Here is a 17,285-nt window from a genome sequence, read left to right as displayed (position 1 = left end):
TCGTAGTACGAACGCCGCCCGCGACGGCGGCGCGGGCGGCGTTCGTCCCGATCAGCAGGAGCGCGGAGCCACCGGAGTGGGCTCGTGCGGCTCGGGGGTCTTCCGCGACGCCACCAGTTTGGCGTAGCGGGCGCCCGCGGTGAGCAGCACCAGGCCGGCACCGAGGAACGCCAGCACCCGCGCGAACCCGTCCAGCGCCGAGAGGTCGAACAGCAGCAGCTTCGCCACCGCCGCCGCGACCAGCACCAGGCCGCAAATCCGCAGCGCCGTCACGTTGATGCCCTTGACCAGCAGGAACAGTGCGGCGACGGTCCAGGACACGGTGACGATCGAGTGCCCGAACAGGAACCCGGTCTCGTTCGGCGACACCAGCAGCGCGCCGCAGATCACCAGGCCCGCCGCGCCGTAGAGCACCACCAGCCCGGACGCGATCCACGGCAGCGGGTTCTCCGCCGGCTCGCGCAGGACCCGCATCTTCCTGGCCGCCCACGGAACGGCCACCGCGAACGCGGCCAGCACCAGCGCCGTCACCATGCCCGCGGCGTAGTCGCCGACGCCGGCCGGGCGGTAGCGCGGCTCGTCGAGCAGCCACGGCAGCGGCACCGCCTGCGTGATGGCCAGCAGGAACCCGAGCGCGCCGAACGCGATCGACCCGACCAGCGCGCTCTTCTTGCCCAGGCGGGCGGCGAGGAACGCCAGCAGGATCGCCTCGGCCAGCACGACCGCCGCGCGCACGTTGCCGTCGAGCGCGACCACCGTCGTCTGGAACAGCGCCAGCATGCCGGTCGCACCGGCCGCCGTCGCGAACGCCCGCGGCAGGTCCGGCACCATCCAGATCGCCAGCAGCACCGCGGCCACCGCTCCGACCAGCACCGACCCGGCGGTGCGGTCCAGCAGCGTGGTGGCGAACATCGACGGCAGCGCAGACCCGGCGACCAGTGCGATCGCGACGACGTCCGCCGGTCGCTTCCAGACGGTGATCAGGGCGACCGCGATGCCCACCGCGGTCGTGGCCGCCGCGACGCCGACGACCGTCCACTCGTAGTCCGCGGGGATCGCGCTCGCGGTGGCCAGCATCGACGCGATGATCGGCGGGAAGCCGCCGGCGATCGCGAGACCCGGCCAGTTGCGCTTGATCTGGACCGGCGTGCTGGCCATCTTCAGCACCAGCAGGAAGCCGACCAGCAGCACGGAGAAGCCCTCGGTGATGATCGGCGAACAGACGGCGCACGCTGCGACGACGCACACCGCGAGCGTTTGCGAGTCCCACCGCAGCGCCAGCACGACACCGGCGACGGCGACCACCAGGCCGACGACCAGGCCCGCGAACGGCGGCAGGTATCCGTACAGGCTGGTGGCGGCGATGACGTCGAGGTAGAGGCCCGCGAAGCCGGTCGCCGCGAGCGCGAACGCCCCGGTGCGGCCGGTCGGGTTGCGGTGCAGCCACATGCCGATGCCGATCATCGCGGAGCTGAGCACCGCGCCGCCGATCACGCGCGGCACCGGGCCGAGCCAGCCGCGCTGGATCGCGAGGACCATCAGCATGACCAGGCCGAGCACGGTGATCGCGCCACCGACCCAGGCCAGCAGCTTCGAGCCCGCGCCGTCCTTGCTGAGCTTCTGCAACAGCGTCTCGCGCGGCGGCACCGGCGCCTGCTGCCACTGCGGCCGCCCCTGCTGCGGGAAAGCACGCGGGGGCCCCGCGTGTCCCACAGGGGTACGTGGGGTCCCCGCGTGCCCCTGAGGCCACTGGGTGGGGGGCGGGGGGAACTGCGGCTGTGCGGTCTGTGACCAGGGGTTGGGCGAGGGCGGGGGTGCGGCCGGTGCGGGCGCCTGGGGTGGAACGGGGGTGGCTGGCTCGGCGGGCGGCGCGACGGCCTCCGCGGCCGGTGCTTCCGCGGCCCGCGCCGGTGCCTCGGCCTCCGCCACGGCGACGGCCGAGTGCTGCTCGCGCATCTCCGCGCTGATCGTGGTCAGCCGCTGCCCGATCGCGGCGAGCTCCAACGCGAGGCGCTGCTCGTACCCGAGGCGATCCTGTCCGTTCATACGACAAGGGTGAGGCAGCACACGCCCGGTGACATCCGTACACCTACTCACCCGGCTTGACTGGACAGGCGTGTAATCGATTAACTACGCCCTCGTGACGACCATGAAGGACGTCGCGCAGCACGCAGGCGTCTCCACGGCCACCGTGTCGCGCGTGCTCAACGGCCACGCCGCGCCGACGCCCGAGACCCGTGAGCGGGTGCTCGCCGCGATCGAGGAGCTCGGCTACCGGCCCAACGCCCTGGCGCGATCCCTCAGGACCACCAGCACCCAGACCCTCGGTCTGGTCATCAGCGACCTGCTGAACCCGTTCTTCGCCGAGATCGCGCGAGCGGTCGAGGACGAAGCCCGGTCACACGGCTACTGCGTCGTGATCGGGAACGCCGACGAGAGCGCCGAGCAGGAGGCCACCTACGTGCGCACCCTGCTCGACCGCCGGGTGGACGGCCTCCTGCTGTGCCCCGCGACCGATGACCCCGCCCTGGTTCGCGAAGTGAGCGCAGGCGGCGTTCCGCTCGTCCTGCTCGACCGGACGGTCAGGGGCGCGACCTGCCCCGTCGTCCGCGCCGACGGCAGCGAGGCATTGACCGCGCTCGCCCGGCGGCTCGTCGGCGCCGGCCACTCCCGCATCGGTGTGATAGCGGGACCACCGGACACCTCCACCGGGAGAGAGCGCAGCACCGTGTTCACCGGTGCACTGGGCGGCCTCGCGCAGGTCGTGCACGGCGACTTCCGGCAGGAGAGCGGCAGCCAGGCCGCCGCCAGGCTCCTCGACGACGGCGCCACCGCTCTGGTCGCGATGGACAACCTGATGGGCCTGGGCGCGCTGGCCCAGATCAGGTCGCGCGGCCTGCGGATTCCGCACGACATCGCGCTCGCGGTGTTCGACGACCAGCCGTGGTTCCCGCTGCTCGACCCGCCGATCTCCGTCATCGCGCAACCGACGGTGGAGATGGGCAGGGCCGCCGCGCGCAGCCTGCTCGCCCTGATCAACGGGCAGCAGCCCGACGACGTCCGCCTCACCGCGAAGCTCGTGCTGCGCGGCTCGCTCGGGGAGGCCGAGCTGTGAAGACCCTCATCACCGCCCGCGGGATCACCAAGCACTTCGGCGCCACCAGGGCGCTGGACGGCGTCGACCTCGACATCAACGCGGGCGAGGTGCACGTCCTGCTCGGCGAGAACGGCGCGGGCAAGTCCACGCTGGTCAAGGTGCTCGCGGGCATCCACGGTCACGACGCGGGCACCATCGAGGGCCGCGCCAGCCTCGCCGTGATCCACCAGGAGCTGGCGCTCGTCCCCGAGCTGAGCGTCGCGGAGAACCTGTTCCTCAACCGGTTGCCGCGCAGGTTCGGGTTCGTCGACCGGGCCGAGATGCGCCGCCGGGCGCCCGAGCTGCTGAACCGCGTGGGCCTCGACGTCGACCCGAACGCCAAGGTCCGCGACCTCGGCATCGCCCAGCAGCAGATGATCGAGATCGCCCGCGCGCTCGACAAGGACGCCGGTGTCCTGATCCTCGACGAGCCGACCGCGGTGCTCACCGACACCGAGACCGACCGGTTGCTGCAGATCATGGACCAGCTGCGGCGCAACGGCGTCGGCCTCGTCTTCATCACGCACCACCTGGACGAGATCCAGCGCATCGCCGACCGCATCACGGTCCTGCGCGACGGCCGGTCCGTCGGCGTGCTCGGCCCGCGGGCCACCACGCGGCACATGATCGAGCTGATGGTCGGCCGCCCGATCGACGAGCAGTACCCGCGCGCGGCCGGTCGCCCTGGTCAGCCGTTGCTGCGGATCTCCGGCCTGACCAAGCGCGGTGTCTTCGCCGACGTCGACATCGAGGTGCGCGCGGGCGAGGTCGTCGGCGTCGCCGGACTGGTCGGCGCCGGTCGCACGGAGGTCGCGCGCGCGGCGTTCGGCGTGGACGACTACGACAGCGGCACGGTCGCGGTCGACGGGAAGCCGTTGCCGCGCCACGACGTGCAGGCCGCGATCAAGGCCGGTCTCGGCCTCGTGCCGGAGGACCGCAAGGGCCAGGGCCTGGTCCTCACCGCCACCGTCGGCTCGAACCTCGAACTCGTCACGCTGACCGACCGCGACCGGTCGAGGCTGCACGACATCGCGGGCAAGCTGCGCATCAAGGGCCGCGTCGACCAGCCCGTGAAGGAGCTGTCGGGCGGCAACCAGCAGAAGGTCGTCATCGGCAAGTGGCTGCTGGCCGACCCGAAGGTGCTCATTCTCGACGAGCCCACGCGCGGTGTCGACGTGGGCGCGAAGGTCGAGATCTACGAGCTCATCAACCGGATGACCGCCGCCGGACGGGCCGTGCTGCTCGTGTCCAGCGACCTGCCCGAGGTGATCGGGATGAGCGACCGCGTCGTCGTGATGGCCCACGGCCGGGTGGCCGGTGAGCTGCCGAAGGGCGCGACCCAAGACCAGGTGATGGCACTCGCCGTGCAGGAGATCCCAGCGTGAGCACGATCAGCATTCGCAAGTACGCAAGTGAGAACGGGGCCCTCGCCGGGCTCCTCGTGCTCGCCGTGGTCATCGCGGTCATGCAGCCGGCGTTCCTCAACGCGCAGAACCTGCTCAACGTCGGCGTGCAGGCCGCGGTCATCGCGATCATGGCGTTCGGCATGACGTTCGTGGTGGTCGCGGGCGGCATCGACCTGTCGGTGGGCAGCATCGCCGCGCTGGCCGCGATGGTCGGCGCGCTGACCGCGGGCCCGCTCGGCCTGGTCGTCGGCGCGCTGTGCGGTCTCGTCAACGGCGCGCTGGTCAGCTACGGCAAGCTGCCGCCGTTCATCGCGACGCTCGCGATGCTCAGCGTGGCCCGCGGTCTCACGCTGGTGTTCTCCGAGGGCCAGCCGCACGAGACCGACGAGCTGGTGACGTTCCTCGGCTCGAACCTCACGCCGTCGCTGCCGTTGCCGCTGCTGCTGATGCTGCTGTTCTTCGGCGTCACCGGTCTCGTCCTGACGCGCACCAACCTCGGCCGCCGCATGTACGCCATCGGTGGCAACGAGGAGGCCGCGAAGCTCAGCGGCATCGACGTGCGCCGCACCAAGCTCTGGATCTACGCGTTGTCCGGCCTGTTCGCCGCCGCCGCGGGTCTCGTGCTCGCGGGACGGCTCGGGTCCGCCGGTCCGCAGGCCGCGGCCGGCTACGAGCTCGACGCCATCGCCGCTGTCGTCATCGGTGGTGCGTCGCTGTCCGGTGGTGTTGGCCGCGCCACCGGGACGTTGGTCGGCGCCCTCGTGCTCGCCGTCCTGCGCAACGGCCTCAACCTGCTCCAGGTCCCGCCGTTCTGGCAGCAGGTCGTCATCGGCGCGGTGATCGCACTCGCCGCGTTGCTCGACTCCCTTCGCCGTCGCTGAGACAACCCGCAACAGGTAAGGAAGACACCAATGAAGGTGACCCGACGGATCGCGCTGACCCTGGGTGCCGCCGCGCTGCTGGCGTCCGGGTGCAGTGGGACCGGTGCGTCCGGAGGCCAGATCACCATCGGCCTCGCCGTGTCCACCCTGAACAACCCGTTCTTCGTGGAGCTGCAGCAGGGCGCGCAGGCGATGGCGGACAAGCTCGGCGCCAAGCTGACCGTGGTGGACGCGCAGAACGACGCGACGAACCAGGTCAACCAGGTGCAGACGCTGGTCACGCAGGGCGTCAAGGCGATCATCCTGAACCCGGTCGACTCCAAGCAGTCCGCCCCCGCGGCCAAGGCCGCCGAGCAGGCGAACATCCCGCTGATCTCGGTCGACCGCGCCGTCGAGGGCAAGGTCGCGGCCGAGGTCGCGTCGAACAACGTGCAGGGCGGCAGCCTCGCGGCCATCGAGCTCGGCCGTGCGGCCTCCGGCGAGGTCGCGCACCTCAGGGGCATCTCCGGCGCGTCCGCGTCGCGTGACCGCGGTCAGGGCTTCGAGCAGGGCCTGAACAGTGGCAACATCAAGGTCGTCGCCACCGCCGTGGCCGACTTCGACCGCGCCAAGGGCCTCAACGAGACCACGAACCTGGTGCAGGGCAACCCGAACATCAAGGGCATCTTCGCCGAGAACGACGAGATGGCGCTCGGCGCGATCAAGGCGCTCGGCGCCCGTGCCGGCAAGGACGTCATGGTCGTCGGCTTCGACGGCACGCCCGACGGCTTGAAGGCGATCCAGGACGGCACGCTCTACGCGACCGTCGCCCAGCAGCCGAAGGTCCTCGGCGAGAAGGCCGTCGAGCAGGCCGTCCACGCCGCGAAGGGCGAGGCCGTCCAGCAGGTCGTGGACGTCGAGGTGAAGGTCATCACCAAGCAGAACGTGGCAGAGTTCCTCAAGTGACGAACACCCTGCTGGTCCTCGGGTCCGCCAACGCCGACCTCGTCGTCGAGGTCGGCCGGCGGCCCGCCGGCGGTGAGACCGTGCTCGGCGGCGACACCGTCGTGCTGCCCGGCGGCAAGGGCGCGAACACCGCCGTCGCCGCCGCTCGCGCCGGTGCGCCGGTCGCGCTCGTCGGTGCGCTGGGCGGCGACGGGTACGGGTCGCTGCTGCGCGACTCGCTGGAGTCGTCCGGTGTGGACACCGCGCTGGTGAAGACGTCCGAGCGGCCCACCGGGATCGCGTACATCACCGTGACGCCGGACGGCGAGAACTCGATCGTGGTCTCGCCCGGCGCGAACCTGGACGTGTCGAAGTCCGAGGTGGACGCGCTGTCGTTCGACGGCGTGCGCGTGCTGGCGTGTTCGCTGGAGGTCCCGCTGGAGACCGTGAGCCACGCGATCGAGGCCGCCGCGGCCGCCGGTGTGCGGACGGTGCTGAACCTGTCGCCGGTCGCGCCGCTGCCCGCCGCCACGCTGGAACGGCTGAGCGTGCTGGTCGTCAACGAGCACGAGGCCGCCGAGCTCGCGCCGACGTGGCAGGGCCTGCTGGAGCTCGGTCCCGAGGCGGCGATCGTGACGCTCGGGTCGCGTGGCGTCGCCGTGGTCGCCGAGGGCGGAACGGTCGAGGTGCCCGCTGTCGAGGTGGCCGAGGTGGTGGACACGACCGGTGCCGGTGACGCGTTCGCCGGTGCGTTGTCGGCCAGGCTCGCCGCGGGCGACACCCTGCCGGACGCCGCGCGCTACGCCGTGAAGGTGGCCGCCCTGTCCGTCACGAAGGCCGGCGCGCAGCCGTCCTACCCGACCGCGGCCGAGGTCAGCGCCCTGCCGGAGTGACCTCTTGCGTTAAGACCACATGACGAGCGTCGCGGCGTTCCGCGCCCCGCGGCTGGATTGGTCACACTGAGCTGTCCTCAGAATCCAGCTGAAGGGTATGGTCTAGACCATGTCGAGCGCGCGGCTGAGCGGTGTCGGTGTGAGCAGCGGCCGGGCTTCCGGTCCCGTGGTGCGGGTCGCGGAGGCCCTGCCGGAACCCCCGACGGGACCGCGACCCGCGGACACCAAGGACGAGGCCTCCCGCATCCGCCCGGCCACCGAGGTCGTCGCGCAGCGCCTGATGGAGCGCGCGAAGACGGTCGAGGGCGACGCCCGCGCCGTGCTGGAGACGACCGCCGCCATGGCCGGCGACCCCTCCCTGATCAAGGCCGCGGAGAAGCTCGTCGTCGACGAGTCGCTGCCCGCTGCCCGCGCGGTGCACCAGGCCGCGCAGAAGTTCGTGACCGCGTTGCAGGCCGCCGGCGGCTACATGGCCGAACGCGCCCGCGACGTGCAGGACGTCCGCGACCGCGTGGTGGCCGAGCTGCTCGGCCTGCCCGCGCCCGGCGTTCCCGACCTGGCCTCGCCGTCCGTGCTGGTGGCCCGCGACCTCGCGCCCGCCGACACCGCGGGCCTCGACCCGTCGAAGGTCCTCGCGCTGGTCACCGAGGAGGGCGGCCCCACCTCGCACACCGCGATCCTCGCCCGTTCCCTGGGCATCCCCGCCGTCGTCGCGTGCCGCGGCGTGCTGGCGCTGGACGTCCCCGCGCTCGACGTCGACGGCGACACCGGCGTGGTGCGCGAGTCCGACGGCAAGGTCCGCGCCGCCGGCACCGGCCAGAAGGCCGTGTGGAACGGCGTCGGCGTGCTGAAGGACGGCCACCGCGTGAAGGTCCTCGGCAACGTCGGCTCCCCCGCCGACGCCGCGGCCGCCGCTGCCGCCGGAGCCGAGGGCGTGGGGCTCTTCCGCACCGAGTTCTGCTTCCTCGACGCTGCGGAGGAACCGTCCGTTGCCGATCAGACCGCTGCTTACGAGGCTGTTCTGGCGCCGTTCCAGGGCAAGCCGGTCGTCGTGCGCACCCTGGACGCGGGTGCCGACAAGCCGCTGGCGTTTCTGAGCCCCGACCCCGAGCCGAACCCGGCCCTCGGCGTCCGCGGCCTGCGCGTGGCGTTCGACCGCCCCGAGGTCTTGGACCGCCAGCTGGAGGCGATCGCGGCCGCAGCGAAGTCCACCGGCGCCGACGTCTCCGTGATGGCACCGATGGTCGCCACCGCCGCCGAGGCAGCCTGGTTCGTCGAACGCGCCCGCGCCGCCGGGATCGCCCGTGCCGGCGTGATGGTCGAGGTCCCGTCCGCCGCGCTCTCGGCCCGCGAGATCCTGCAGGCCGTCGACTTCATCTCCATCGGCACCAACGACCTGGCGCAGTACGTCTTCGCCGCCGACCGCCAGCTCGGCGGCGTCGCCGCGCTGAACGACCCCTGGCAGCCCGCGCTCCTGCGCCTGATCGCCCTGGTCGGCGAGGCCGCCACCGCCGCCGACAAGCCCGTCGGAGTGTGCGGCGAGGCGGCGGCCGACCCGCTGCTGGCGTGCGTGCTGGTCGGCATGGGCGTGACGTCGCTGTCGATGAACCACACCGCACTGGCCGACGTCGGCGCCCGCCTCGCCACCTCCAGCCTCGACATCTGCCAGCTCGCGGCCCGCGGCGCACTGGCCGCCCACGACCCGGCCTCGGCCAAGCTCGCCGCCCGCGCCCCGCACTAGCCCACCGCGGTCACGCGGATCTCCACGCGCATCTTCGGGTGACCGAGGGCGGTGACCCCGCTCTCGGTCCAGATCGGCGCGCGCTCGCCCATCCGCGCGCGGAACTGCTCGACCATGACCCGGTTGTGGTCGTCGAACGTGTCGTCGCCCAGCACGTGGTACGAGTTCACGTGCACCACGTCCGCCCAGCTCGCACCGGCGGTCTGGAGCGTCCGCTCGACGTTCTCGAAGGCCTGCACGATCTCCGCTTCGAGGCTCTCCGGAAACTCGAACCCGTCGTCCCAGCCACCCTGCCCCGAGGTCTCGACCCGGTCGCCGATCCGCACGGCCTGGCTGTAGTGCATGTTCTCGCGCTGCGTCTCGCCGTACCCCGGCGTCGCGAAGAACTCCGGCATGTCCCGCTCCTTTCACTTCACGCTTGAAGTCAACCGTACACGACTTCAAGCGTGAAGTAAGCTGCCGCGCATGGAGTGGCTGAACGCCGACGAGAAGGACGCCTGGACCGGCTTGATCTCCCTGGTCCTGCTGCTCCCCGGCCGCCTGGAGGCCCCGCTGCAGTCCGAGGCCGGCCTGTCCCTCTTCGACTACCTGGTCCTCAGCCACGTCTCCGAGGCCCCGGCCCGCACCATCCGCATGAGCGAGCTCGCCCACCTCGCGAACGGCTCCCTCTCCCGCCTGTCCAACGTCGTCAAGCGCTTCGAACAGCGCGGCTGGGTCACCCGCGCCCCCGACCCCGACGACGGCCGCTACACCCTCGCCACCCTCACCGACACCGGCTACGACGTGGTCGCCGCCGCGGCCCCGGTGCACCTGCGCAGCGTGCGCGAACACGTGCTGGACCCGCTGACGGCGGCGGACCGGGAGGCGTTGACGCGGATCGCGGCGAAGCTGCGGGTGACGATCCCCCCGCCCTAGCGACCACCGGATCGGGTGACAACGCCGGGCCGCGGTCTCGGCGTTTGAGTCCCATGACCGACTGGATCACCAAGAACGGCAGACGCATCCCGCTCAACAGCGGCGGCAAGAAGGGTGCGGGTGTCGTGGTGGCCGGCGCGCTGGCCTTGAGCGTCGCCGCTGGTACCGGCTCGCTCTCCGTCGGCGGCGCGGGCTCGGCGGAGCTGGGCTCGGCGGAGCTGGGCTCGGGAACGTCGTCGGCACGGCTCGGCCCGCGCAAAGCGGAAGGGCAGAAGGCCGCGCGCAAGGGCGACACCGGCGGTGCCTGGCAGCGCCTGGGCATGCGACAGCTCAACCGCACCGCCCGGCAGCAGGCCGAGTGCGTGGCGGCGTCGTTCGGCGAGGTGCGCGAGTTCTTCACCCGCAACCGCTGCACCTCGCTGGACCGGGTGCTGTTCGCGGTCACCGACGGAGCCGGGAACACGGCGGTCGTCTCGGTCGTGTGGGTGGGTCTCGCGTCCACCGGCGACGCCCGCGCGTTCGAGTCCGTCATGGCCCGGCACGGCAGCGGTGACGTCCACCCGCTCGGCGCCGCGTTGCTCGGCATGGCCGACATCCGCTTCACCGGCCTGCGCTACGGCAGCGACCGCGACGGCAAGCGCGTGACCGTCGCGGAGGCCGAGACCGCCACCGGCCGCATCGACCACGACACCCTCGACGCGCTCGCCGAGGTCGCCGCCCACCTGCCGCCGGTCTAGCGGCCTGCGGCCCGTTGCAGTTCCCGGAGCACCGTCTGCACCAGCGGGTGCTCCTCACTGCCCCGCCGGACCGCCGCCACCACCCGCCGCAACGGCGCCACGCCCGCCACCGGCACACCGGCGATGGCGTTCCGCGGCGCCAGCGCCACCCCGGCACCCGCCGCCACCAGTGCCTCGATGGCGCGGAAGTCGTCGGACGTATGGCGGATCCGCGGTGCGAAACCGGCCTGGGCGCAGGCCATCTCCACGACGTCCCGCAGCGGGTTGCCGGGCAGGGTCACGACCCAGTCCTCGTCGGCCAGCGCCGCCAGGTCGACCGGGCCGGTCAGCGGGTGGCCCGGCGGCAGCACCACGTCGAACGGCTCGGTGTAGAGCGGGAAGCACGTGAAGCGTTCGGTGGTGCGGTGTTCCTCGGTGATGGCCACGTCGATCTCGCCGTCCAGCAGCAGCCGCACGCTCTCGTGGCCCTCGGCGTCGCGCACCGACAGGTCGATGGACCGCTCCCGCAGCGCCGCCAGTGCCGGGGCCACCACCTGCGTGATGGCCGAGGCGAACGACGCCACCGCCAGCCGACCGGCAGAGCCCGAGGCGAGGGCGTCCAAAGTGGCCTGTGCGCGTTCCAGCTCCGCCGCGACGACGTGGGCGTGCGCGACGAGCAGCTCACCGGCCGGGGTCAGCGACACCCGGCGGCCGTAGCGGCGCAGCAGCGGGTGTCCGGCCTCCGACTCCAGGGCCGCCAGCTGCTGTGACACCGCCGACGGCGTGAGGTGCAGTGCGGCGGCAGCGGCGGTCACGGTGCCGTGGTCGGCCAGCGCGCGCAGGACTCGGAGGCGTCGCGGATCGATCACCGCTCAATGATGGGGGATTCCACTCCGCCGTTCACGGGCACGTCCCGCGGCAGGATCGGGTCGATCGACGTGCTGTCCAGCAGGAGGTACTTCTCCTCCGCGATCGGCATGCCCGCGGGGAGGCCGAGCTGCGCCGTGGTGAGCACGTCCCGGCGTTCGACCGGCAGCCCGGTCTCCGGGTTGACCACCAGGCGGGTCTCGACGTCGGAGAACTGGAAGGTCGGCGGCGCGGCGATCGCCACGGCGACGCCCCTGCGGTCGGCGCCCACCGGGACGTCGGTCAGGAAGCGCACCCCGTCGAGGGTCTTGAGCAGCTCGAACACCGCCCGCCGCTGGGCATCGCTCACGTTCGCGGTCATCAGGTCCATCGCGAGCGTCGCGGTCCGGTACGCGTCCTCGGCGCCGACCAGGGACTCCAGTACCTTCCGCAGCTCCACCGGGTCCGTGGGCAGCGAGCTGAACGAGTCGAGCCGCACGGGGCTGTGCAACGACATCTGGAACCCGGACACGGCGGCCTTCTGCACGGCGGGCTTCATCGGCCCGATGCGCACGGAACGGGACCCGCCGATCTGGGGTGCGGTGGCCGGCTTGCCCGCCGCGGTCCACCGCTCCTCGTCCTCACTTGAATAGGGCGACACCTCGCCGTCCTTCTGCACGACCGCGACCTCGGTGTCGGCGTTGAGCCACCGGTCCGTCTTCGACTCGAACTCCACGAGGTACGGGTTGGTCGGCTCGCCGACGCGCATCAACGACCAGTGCTGCGTCAGGACGTGCCACCACCGCGGCGGCTCGGCCGGTCGCGCGGGGTCGACGGGCCGCGGCAGCAGCACGACCACCAGCGCGATCACCCCGGCCACGACCAGCGGTGGGGCGAACCGGAGCACGAACTGCCGCTTGGCCGGCCTGTCCCTCGGCAGCGCGGTGATGCGGGCCAGGTCGCGTTCCGCCCGCGCGGGGTCGACCTCCGGTGTCGGCGGCTTGGCCCTGGCCAGGCTCTTCATGAGGTCTTCCATGACTCCCTCGCACGGTCGGAGTTCGGTGCCGAGAGAGCGGCCTGCAACCGCCGTCGGGCTCGGTGCAGGCGCACGAAGAACGTCGCCGTGGTGCACCCGAGCACCTGCGCGGCCTCCGCGGCGCCCAGGCCGTGCCACGCGATGAGCGTGAGCACCTCCTGGTCGGCGTCGGACAGGCCCGCGAGCGCCGCCCGCAGCTCGACCACCGCGAAGGCGTCGTCACCCGGCAGGTCGGCGAGCTCGTAGTGCGTCGTCTGCCGGCGCGCCTCCCTGACCAGGTTGCGGGCGATCCCGATCAGCCACGGCAGCGCGTTCGCCGGCATCCGGTCGAGCCTGCGCCAGGCGATCGTGAAGGTCTCGCTGGTGATGTCCTCGGCGAGCCGCGACCCGGCGTGGCTCGCCACGTAGGCGAGCACCCGCGGGTAGCACTCGCGGTAGACGGCGGAGAAGTCCTCCACGATCGCCCCTCCCTCTTCACGAGGTAGTGCGCAGACCGTGCCGATTCTTACTACGAGGTGACCCGGATCACATCTTCGCGCGAGCGGCGACGAACGCGTCGACGGCGCGGTTCACGTCCTCCGTCGAGTGCGCGGCCGACATCTGCGTGCGGATGCGGGCCTTGCCGTGCGGCACCACCGGGTAGGAGAAGCCGATCACGTAGATGCCCTGCTCCAGCAGCAGGTCGGCCAGGCGGCCGGCCTCCGCGGCGTCGCCGATCATCACCGGGATGATCGGGTGCTCGCCGGGCAGCAGGTCGAAGCCCTCCTCGGTCATCCGGCGGCGGAACAGCTCCGTGTTCGAGCGCAGCTGGGTGAGCAGTTCCGAGGACGACGACAGCATGTCCAGCGCGGCGATCGCGGCGGCCGTGATCGACGGCGCGAGCGAGTTCGAGAACAGGTACGGCCGCGACCGCTGGCGCAGCAGCTCGACGATCTCCGCGCGACCGGACGTGTACCCGCCGGACGCACCGCCCAGCGCCTTGCCCAGCGTGCCGGTCACGACGTCGACCCGGTCCTGCACGCCGAACAGCTCCGGCGTGCCGCGACCGGTCGGCCCGGTGAAACCCACCGCGTGCGAGTCGTCGACCATGACCAGCGCGTTGTACCGCTCGGCCAGGTCGCAGATCTCGTCCAGCGGCGCGAGGTAGCCGTCCATCGAGAACACGCCGTCGGTCGCGATGAGGCGGTAGCGCGCGTCGGAGGCGTCCTTGAGCTGGCGCTCCAGGTCGTCCATGTCGCGGTTCTTGTAGCGGAACCGGCGGGCCTTCGACAGCCGCACCCCGTCGATGATCGACGCGTGGTTCAGCTCGTCGGAGATGATCGCGTCCTCGGCGCCCAGCAGCGTCTCGAACAGGCCGCCGTTCGCGTCGAAGCACGAGCTGTACAGGATCGTGTCCTCGGTGCCGAGGAACGACGAGAGCTTCGCCTCCAGCTCCTTGTGCGGCTCCTGGGTGCCGCAGATGAACCGCACGGAGGCCATGCCGAAGCCCCACTCGTCCAAAGCGGACTTCGCGGCCTCGATGAGCCGCGGGTGGTCGGCGAGTCCCAGGTAGTTGTTGGCGCAGAAGTTCAGCACCTCGTCACCGGAACCGACGCGGACGGCGGCGTTCTGCGGGGTCGCGATCACTCGCTCGGCCTTGTAGAGCCCGGCCTCCCGGATCTCCCCGATCGTCTTGACCAGGTCGTTCTTCAGCTCGCCGTACATCAGGCTCCCGTCCAGTCGAGGATGACCTTGCCGCACTTGCCCTCGCGCGCCGTGGCGAACGCCTCGGCGTGCTGCGTGTGGTCGTACCGGTGCGTGATCACCGGTGCGAGGTCGAGGCCGCGCTGCAGCAGCACGGTCATCGAGTACCAGGTCTCGAACATCTCGCGGCCGTAGATCCCCTTGATGTGCAGCATCTTCAGCACGACGCTGCTCCAGTCGACGGGGAACTCCTCCGCGGGGAGCCCCAGCATCGCGATGCGGCCGCCGTGGGCCATGTTCGCGATCATGTCGCGCAGCGCGACCGGCTTGCCCGACATCTCCATGCCGACGTCGAAGCCCTCGGCCATGCCGAGCTCGGCCTGCGCGTCGGCGATCGACTTCTCGGCCACGTTCACCGCGAGGTCAACACCGACCTTGCGGGCCAGGTCCAAGCGGTGCTCGGAGATGTCGGTGATCACGACGTTGCGCGCGCCCGCGTGCTTGGCGACGGCGGCGGCCATGATCCCGATCGGACCGGCGCCGGTGATGATCACGTCCTCGCCGATCACCGGGAACGACAGCGCGGTGTGCACGGCGTTGCCGAACGGGTCGAAGATCGCGGCCACGTCCAGGTCGACCTGCGTGCGGTGCACCCACGCGTTCTGCTCGGGCAGCACCACGTACTGCGCGAACGCGCCGTCGGAGTGCACGCCCAGGCCACGCGTGTTGGCGCACAGGTGCCGGCGGCCCGCCTTGCAGTTGCGGCACGTGCCGCACACCAGGTGGCCCTCGCCGCTGACCAGGTCACCGACCTTCACGCCGGTCACCGAGCCGCCGACCTCGACGACCTCCCCGACGAACTCGTGCCCGAGGACCAGCGGCGCCTTGATGTTGGCCGCGGCCCAGTCGTCCCACGAGTCGATGTGCAGATCGGTGCCGCAGATGCCGGTGCGCAGGACCCTGACCAGCACGTCCGTCGGACCCGGCGTGGGGTCGGGGACGTCGGTCAGTTCGAGTCCAGGCCCAGCGGCGACCTTGACGAGAGCCTTCATGCGGGAAGTCTCACCCTTTGCTGCTTGTGCAGTCCATCAGGACTTTCTGAAGTTCTTGTGCAGCTCAGCTTCATTGGCGATGTTGCGCACCATGCCGCCGAACACGATGCCGTGGAAGGGGTAGACGGCCCACCAGTAGAGGTGTCCGACCAGCCCCTTGGGCACGAACACGGCACGTTGGCGGTAAGTGGACCCGTGTCCCTCGTTGCCCGCCACTCGAAGCTCCAGCCAGGCCTTCCCCGGCACCTTCATCTCGGCGCGCAGGCGCAGCAGCCGGCCGCGTTCGATCTCCTCGACGCGCCAGAAGTCGAGCGCCTCCCCGACGTGCAGGCGGTGCGGGTCCCGCCGCCCGCGCCGCAGTCCCACCCCGCCGGCCAGCCGGTCCAGCCAGCCGCGCACGGCCCACGCCAGCGGGAACGAGTACCAGCCGCGTTCACCGCCGATGCCCTCCACGACCTCCCACAACCGCTCGGGCGTGGCGTTGGTCCTGGTCTCGCGCTCGTCGGTGTAGACAGAGCCGCCGGACCAGTCGGGGTCGGTCGGCAGCGGCTCGCTCGGCGCACCCGGTGTGGACGCGCCCGACCAGCGGGTCTCCACGTCGGCGTCGCGGATCTTGCTCAGCGCGAGCTCGACGGCCTTGTCGTAGCCGATGTTCTCGCCGGGCAGCACCGCGCGGATGTCGTTCTCCCGGCACACCACCTCGTGCACCAGCGACTCGATCAACGGCTTCGCGATCGACTTCGGCACCGGCGTCACGACGTTGACCCAGTGCGAGGACAGACCGGGCGTCAGCAACGGCACGGGCAGCACGCGCCGCTTCGGCAGCCCGGCGACCTCCGCGTACCGCATCATCATCTGCAGGTACGTCAGCACGTCCGGCCCGCCGACGTCGAACGTCCGGTTCTGGTCCTCCAGGGTCGTCGCCTCGACCAGGTACCGCAGCACGTCCCGCACCGCGATCGGCTGGATCCGGTTGTGCACCCACCTCGGCGTGACCATGACCGGCAGCCGTTCAGTGAGGTAGCGCAGCATCTCGAACGACGCCGAGCCCGACCCGATGATCATCGCGGCCTGCAGCACCACGGCCTGCACCGGCGAGCGCAGGAAGACCTCGCCGACCTCCTTGCGCGAGGCGAGGTGCGGCGACAGCTCCGTGCCCTCCGGGTGCAGTCCGCCCAGGTAGACGATGCGCCGGACGCCCGCGCGCTCCGCGGCCGCCGCCGTGTTCTCCGCGGCCTCGCGGTCGGCGTTCGCGAAGTCCTTCGAGTGCAGCGAGTGCACGAGGTAGTGCACGACCTCGACGTCGCGCATGGCCTCGTCGAGGTCGCCGAGCACGTCACCGCGCACGACCTCGACGTCAGCGGCCCACGGGACGTCGCGCAGCTTCTCGGGCGAACGCACGAGGCAGCGGACCTCGTGCCCTTCTGCCAGGAGCCGGGGCACGAGCCGTCCGCCGAGGTACCCGGTCGCACCGGTCACGAGACAACGCATGCCTCGATCCTGCGGGGTACCGGGTGTTCGCGCAGATTCAGCGCTTGGAGCGCTTGATCACCACGGTCCCGCCGCGCACCGCGCCCCTGAGCCGGAAGCGCGGGCTGCCCGCGGTGCTTCGGACCTTGTCCTTCACCTCGCCCGCGGTGACCTCGACGGCGTCGGCGTCGACCGCGGCCCCGGCGGGCAGCAGCAGCTTCACCGTGCCGAGCGACACGTCCAGGTCGACGGTGACGACCGGCGGCACCTCGGCTGCGGTGAAGTCGAGGTTCGTGGTGCCGAGGGTGTTGCGGATGACGAGCTCGTTCGGCACGACCCAGTGGCCCTTGCGGGTCGTGGTGCTCATCGTGCTCTTCAGCTCGGTGCGCTCACGGGCCACCTCGGTGTTGACCATGCCCGGCAGGTCGACCAGCACCACGTTCAGGTCGGCCCTGGTCACGGCCGCCAGCGCGGTGTCGGTGCGGGTGGTGAACTCGTCGAGCGTGATCATGCCGCGGCCGACTGCCTTGTTCAGCAGGCCGACGACGTGCTCGCGCTCGGCGTCGGACACGCGCAAAGCTCTGGG

17 protein-coding genes are annotated in these 17,285 nt (G+C 71.7%); 8 read left to right on the top strand and 9 right to left on the bottom strand.

All coding sequences use genetic code 11. The features are described from left to right. Window positions 1-51: 51 nt before the first annotated feature. Complete coding sequence (locus tag ACZ7CD_RS03905; protein WP_470378276.1) at window positions 52-2,046, bottom strand: DUF2339 domain-containing protein; 1,995 nt, start codon at window positions 2,044-2,046, stop codon at window positions 52-54. Between the two features lie 103 nt (window positions 2,047-2,149). On the opposite strand from ACZ7CD_RS03905, the gene ACZ7CD_RS03900 reads away from it, so the two are divergent. The 6 genes from ACZ7CD_RS03900 to ptsP all read left to right on the top strand — a co-directional run bounded on the left by ACZ7CD_RS03900 (window position 2,150) and on the right by ptsP (window position 8,981). Then, window positions 2,150-3,115 (top strand): LacI family DNA-binding transcriptional regulator, encoded by a 966-nt coding sequence (locus ACZ7CD_RS03900; RefSeq protein WP_360394804.1) that lies wholly within the window; start codon window positions 2,150-2,152, stop codon window positions 3,113-3,115. Continuing rightward, window positions 3,112-4,521: a sugar ABC transporter ATP-binding protein gene (locus tag ACZ7CD_RS03895; protein ID WP_458429845.1), complete on the top strand. Its 1,410-nt coding sequence runs from the start codon at window positions 3,112-3,114 to the stop codon at window positions 4,519-4,521. The genes ACZ7CD_RS03900 and ACZ7CD_RS03895 overlap by 4 nt, the downstream gene beginning before the upstream one ends. Beyond that, complete coding sequence (locus ACZ7CD_RS03890) at window positions 4,518-5,423, top strand: ABC transporter permease (RefSeq protein ID WP_360393811.1); 906 nt, start codon at window positions 4,518-4,520, stop codon at window positions 5,421-5,423. The genes ACZ7CD_RS03895 and ACZ7CD_RS03890 overlap by 4 nt, the downstream gene beginning before the upstream one ends. 30 nt (window positions 5,424-5,453) lie before the next feature. Next, window positions 5,454-6,368, top strand: a complete 915-nt coding sequence (locus ACZ7CD_RS03885) for a substrate-binding domain-containing protein (protein WP_360393814.1) — start codon at window positions 5,454-5,456, stop codon at window positions 6,366-6,368. Then, complete coding sequence (locus tag ACZ7CD_RS03880; RefSeq protein ID WP_458429847.1) at window positions 6,365-7,240, top strand: ribokinase; 876 nt, start codon at window positions 6,365-6,367, stop codon at window positions 7,238-7,240. Before ACZ7CD_RS03885 ends, ACZ7CD_RS03880 begins: the two co-directional genes overlap by 4 nt. A gap of 109 nt (window positions 7,241-7,349) precedes the next feature. Continuing rightward, complete coding sequence (ptsP, locus tag ACZ7CD_RS03875; protein ID WP_470378275.1) at window positions 7,350-8,981, top strand: phosphoenolpyruvate--protein phosphotransferase; 1,632 nt, start codon at window positions 7,350-7,352, stop codon at window positions 8,979-8,981. Here ptsP and ACZ7CD_RS03870 read toward each other — a convergent pair. After that, complete coding sequence (locus ACZ7CD_RS03870) at window positions 8,978-9,376, bottom strand: Rid family hydrolase (protein WP_360393822.1); 399 nt, start codon at window positions 9,374-9,376, stop codon at window positions 8,978-8,980. The genes ptsP and ACZ7CD_RS03870 overlap by 4 nt on opposite strands. 70 nt (window positions 9,377-9,446) lie before the next feature. On the opposite strand from ACZ7CD_RS03870, the gene ACZ7CD_RS03865 reads away from it, so the two are divergent. Next, window positions 9,447-9,896 (top strand): MarR family winged helix-turn-helix transcriptional regulator, encoded by a 450-nt coding sequence (locus ACZ7CD_RS03865; protein WP_360393825.1) that lies wholly within the window; start codon window positions 9,447-9,449, stop codon window positions 9,894-9,896. 53 nt (window positions 9,897-9,949) lie between these two features. Further along, window positions 9,950-10,633, top strand: a complete 684-nt coding sequence (locus ACZ7CD_RS03860) for a hypothetical protein (RefSeq protein WP_360393828.1) — start codon at window positions 9,950-9,952, stop codon at window positions 10,631-10,633. On the opposite strand, the gene ACZ7CD_RS03855 is transcribed toward ACZ7CD_RS03860, so the two are convergent. From ACZ7CD_RS03855 to ACZ7CD_RS03825, 7 genes are all read right to left on the bottom strand, one after another. Then, entirely contained in the window at window positions 10,630-11,481 is an 852-nt protein-coding gene (locus tag ACZ7CD_RS03855) for a LysR family transcriptional regulator (RefSeq protein ID WP_360393831.1), read from the bottom strand. The two genes, ACZ7CD_RS03860 and ACZ7CD_RS03855, sit on opposite strands and share 4 nt — an antisense overlap. Then, window positions 11,478-12,494 carry a hypothetical protein gene (locus tag ACZ7CD_RS03850; RefSeq protein ID WP_470378274.1) on the bottom strand — a complete coding sequence of 339 codons (1,017 nt, stop codon included), beginning with the start codon at window positions 12,492-12,494 and terminating at the stop codon, window positions 11,478-11,480. Before ACZ7CD_RS03850 ends, ACZ7CD_RS03855 begins: the two co-directional genes overlap by 4 nt. Next, window positions 12,479-12,952, bottom strand: a complete 474-nt coding sequence (locus ACZ7CD_RS03845; protein ID WP_360393836.1) for an RNA polymerase sigma factor — start codon at window positions 12,950-12,952, stop codon at window positions 12,479-12,481. The genes ACZ7CD_RS03850 and ACZ7CD_RS03845 overlap by 16 nt, the downstream gene beginning before the upstream one ends. 67 nt (window positions 12,953-13,019) lie before the next feature. After that, window positions 13,020-14,198, bottom strand: a complete 1,179-nt coding sequence (locus ACZ7CD_RS03840; protein WP_360393839.1) for a glycine C-acetyltransferase — start codon at window positions 14,196-14,198, stop codon at window positions 13,020-13,022. Next, window positions 14,198-15,229 carry an L-threonine 3-dehydrogenase gene (gene tdh / locus ACZ7CD_RS03835; RefSeq protein ID WP_360393841.1) on the bottom strand — a complete coding sequence of 344 codons (1,032 nt, stop codon included), beginning with the start codon at window positions 15,227-15,229 and terminating at the stop codon, window positions 14,198-14,200. The genes ACZ7CD_RS03840 and tdh overlap by 1 nt, the downstream gene beginning before the upstream one ends. A gap of 36 nt (window positions 15,230-15,265) precedes the next feature. After that, window positions 15,266-16,720, bottom strand: a complete 1,455-nt coding sequence (locus ACZ7CD_RS03830) for an SDR family oxidoreductase (protein ID WP_470369765.1) — start codon at window positions 16,718-16,720, stop codon at window positions 15,266-15,268. A 37-nt stretch (window positions 16,721-16,757) separates the two neighbouring features. Beyond that, a complete protein-coding gene (locus ACZ7CD_RS03825) occupies window positions 16,758-17,270 on the bottom strand; it encodes a DUF1707 SHOCT-like domain-containing protein (protein WP_470378273.1) in 513 nt (170 codons plus the stop codon). Window positions 17,271-17,285: the final 15 nt, after the last annotated feature.

The sequence above is a fragment of the Lentzea sp. NPDC036949 genome (genome assembly GCF_055608075.1).
This window is presented reverse-complemented; position numbering and strand designations above follow the sequence as displayed.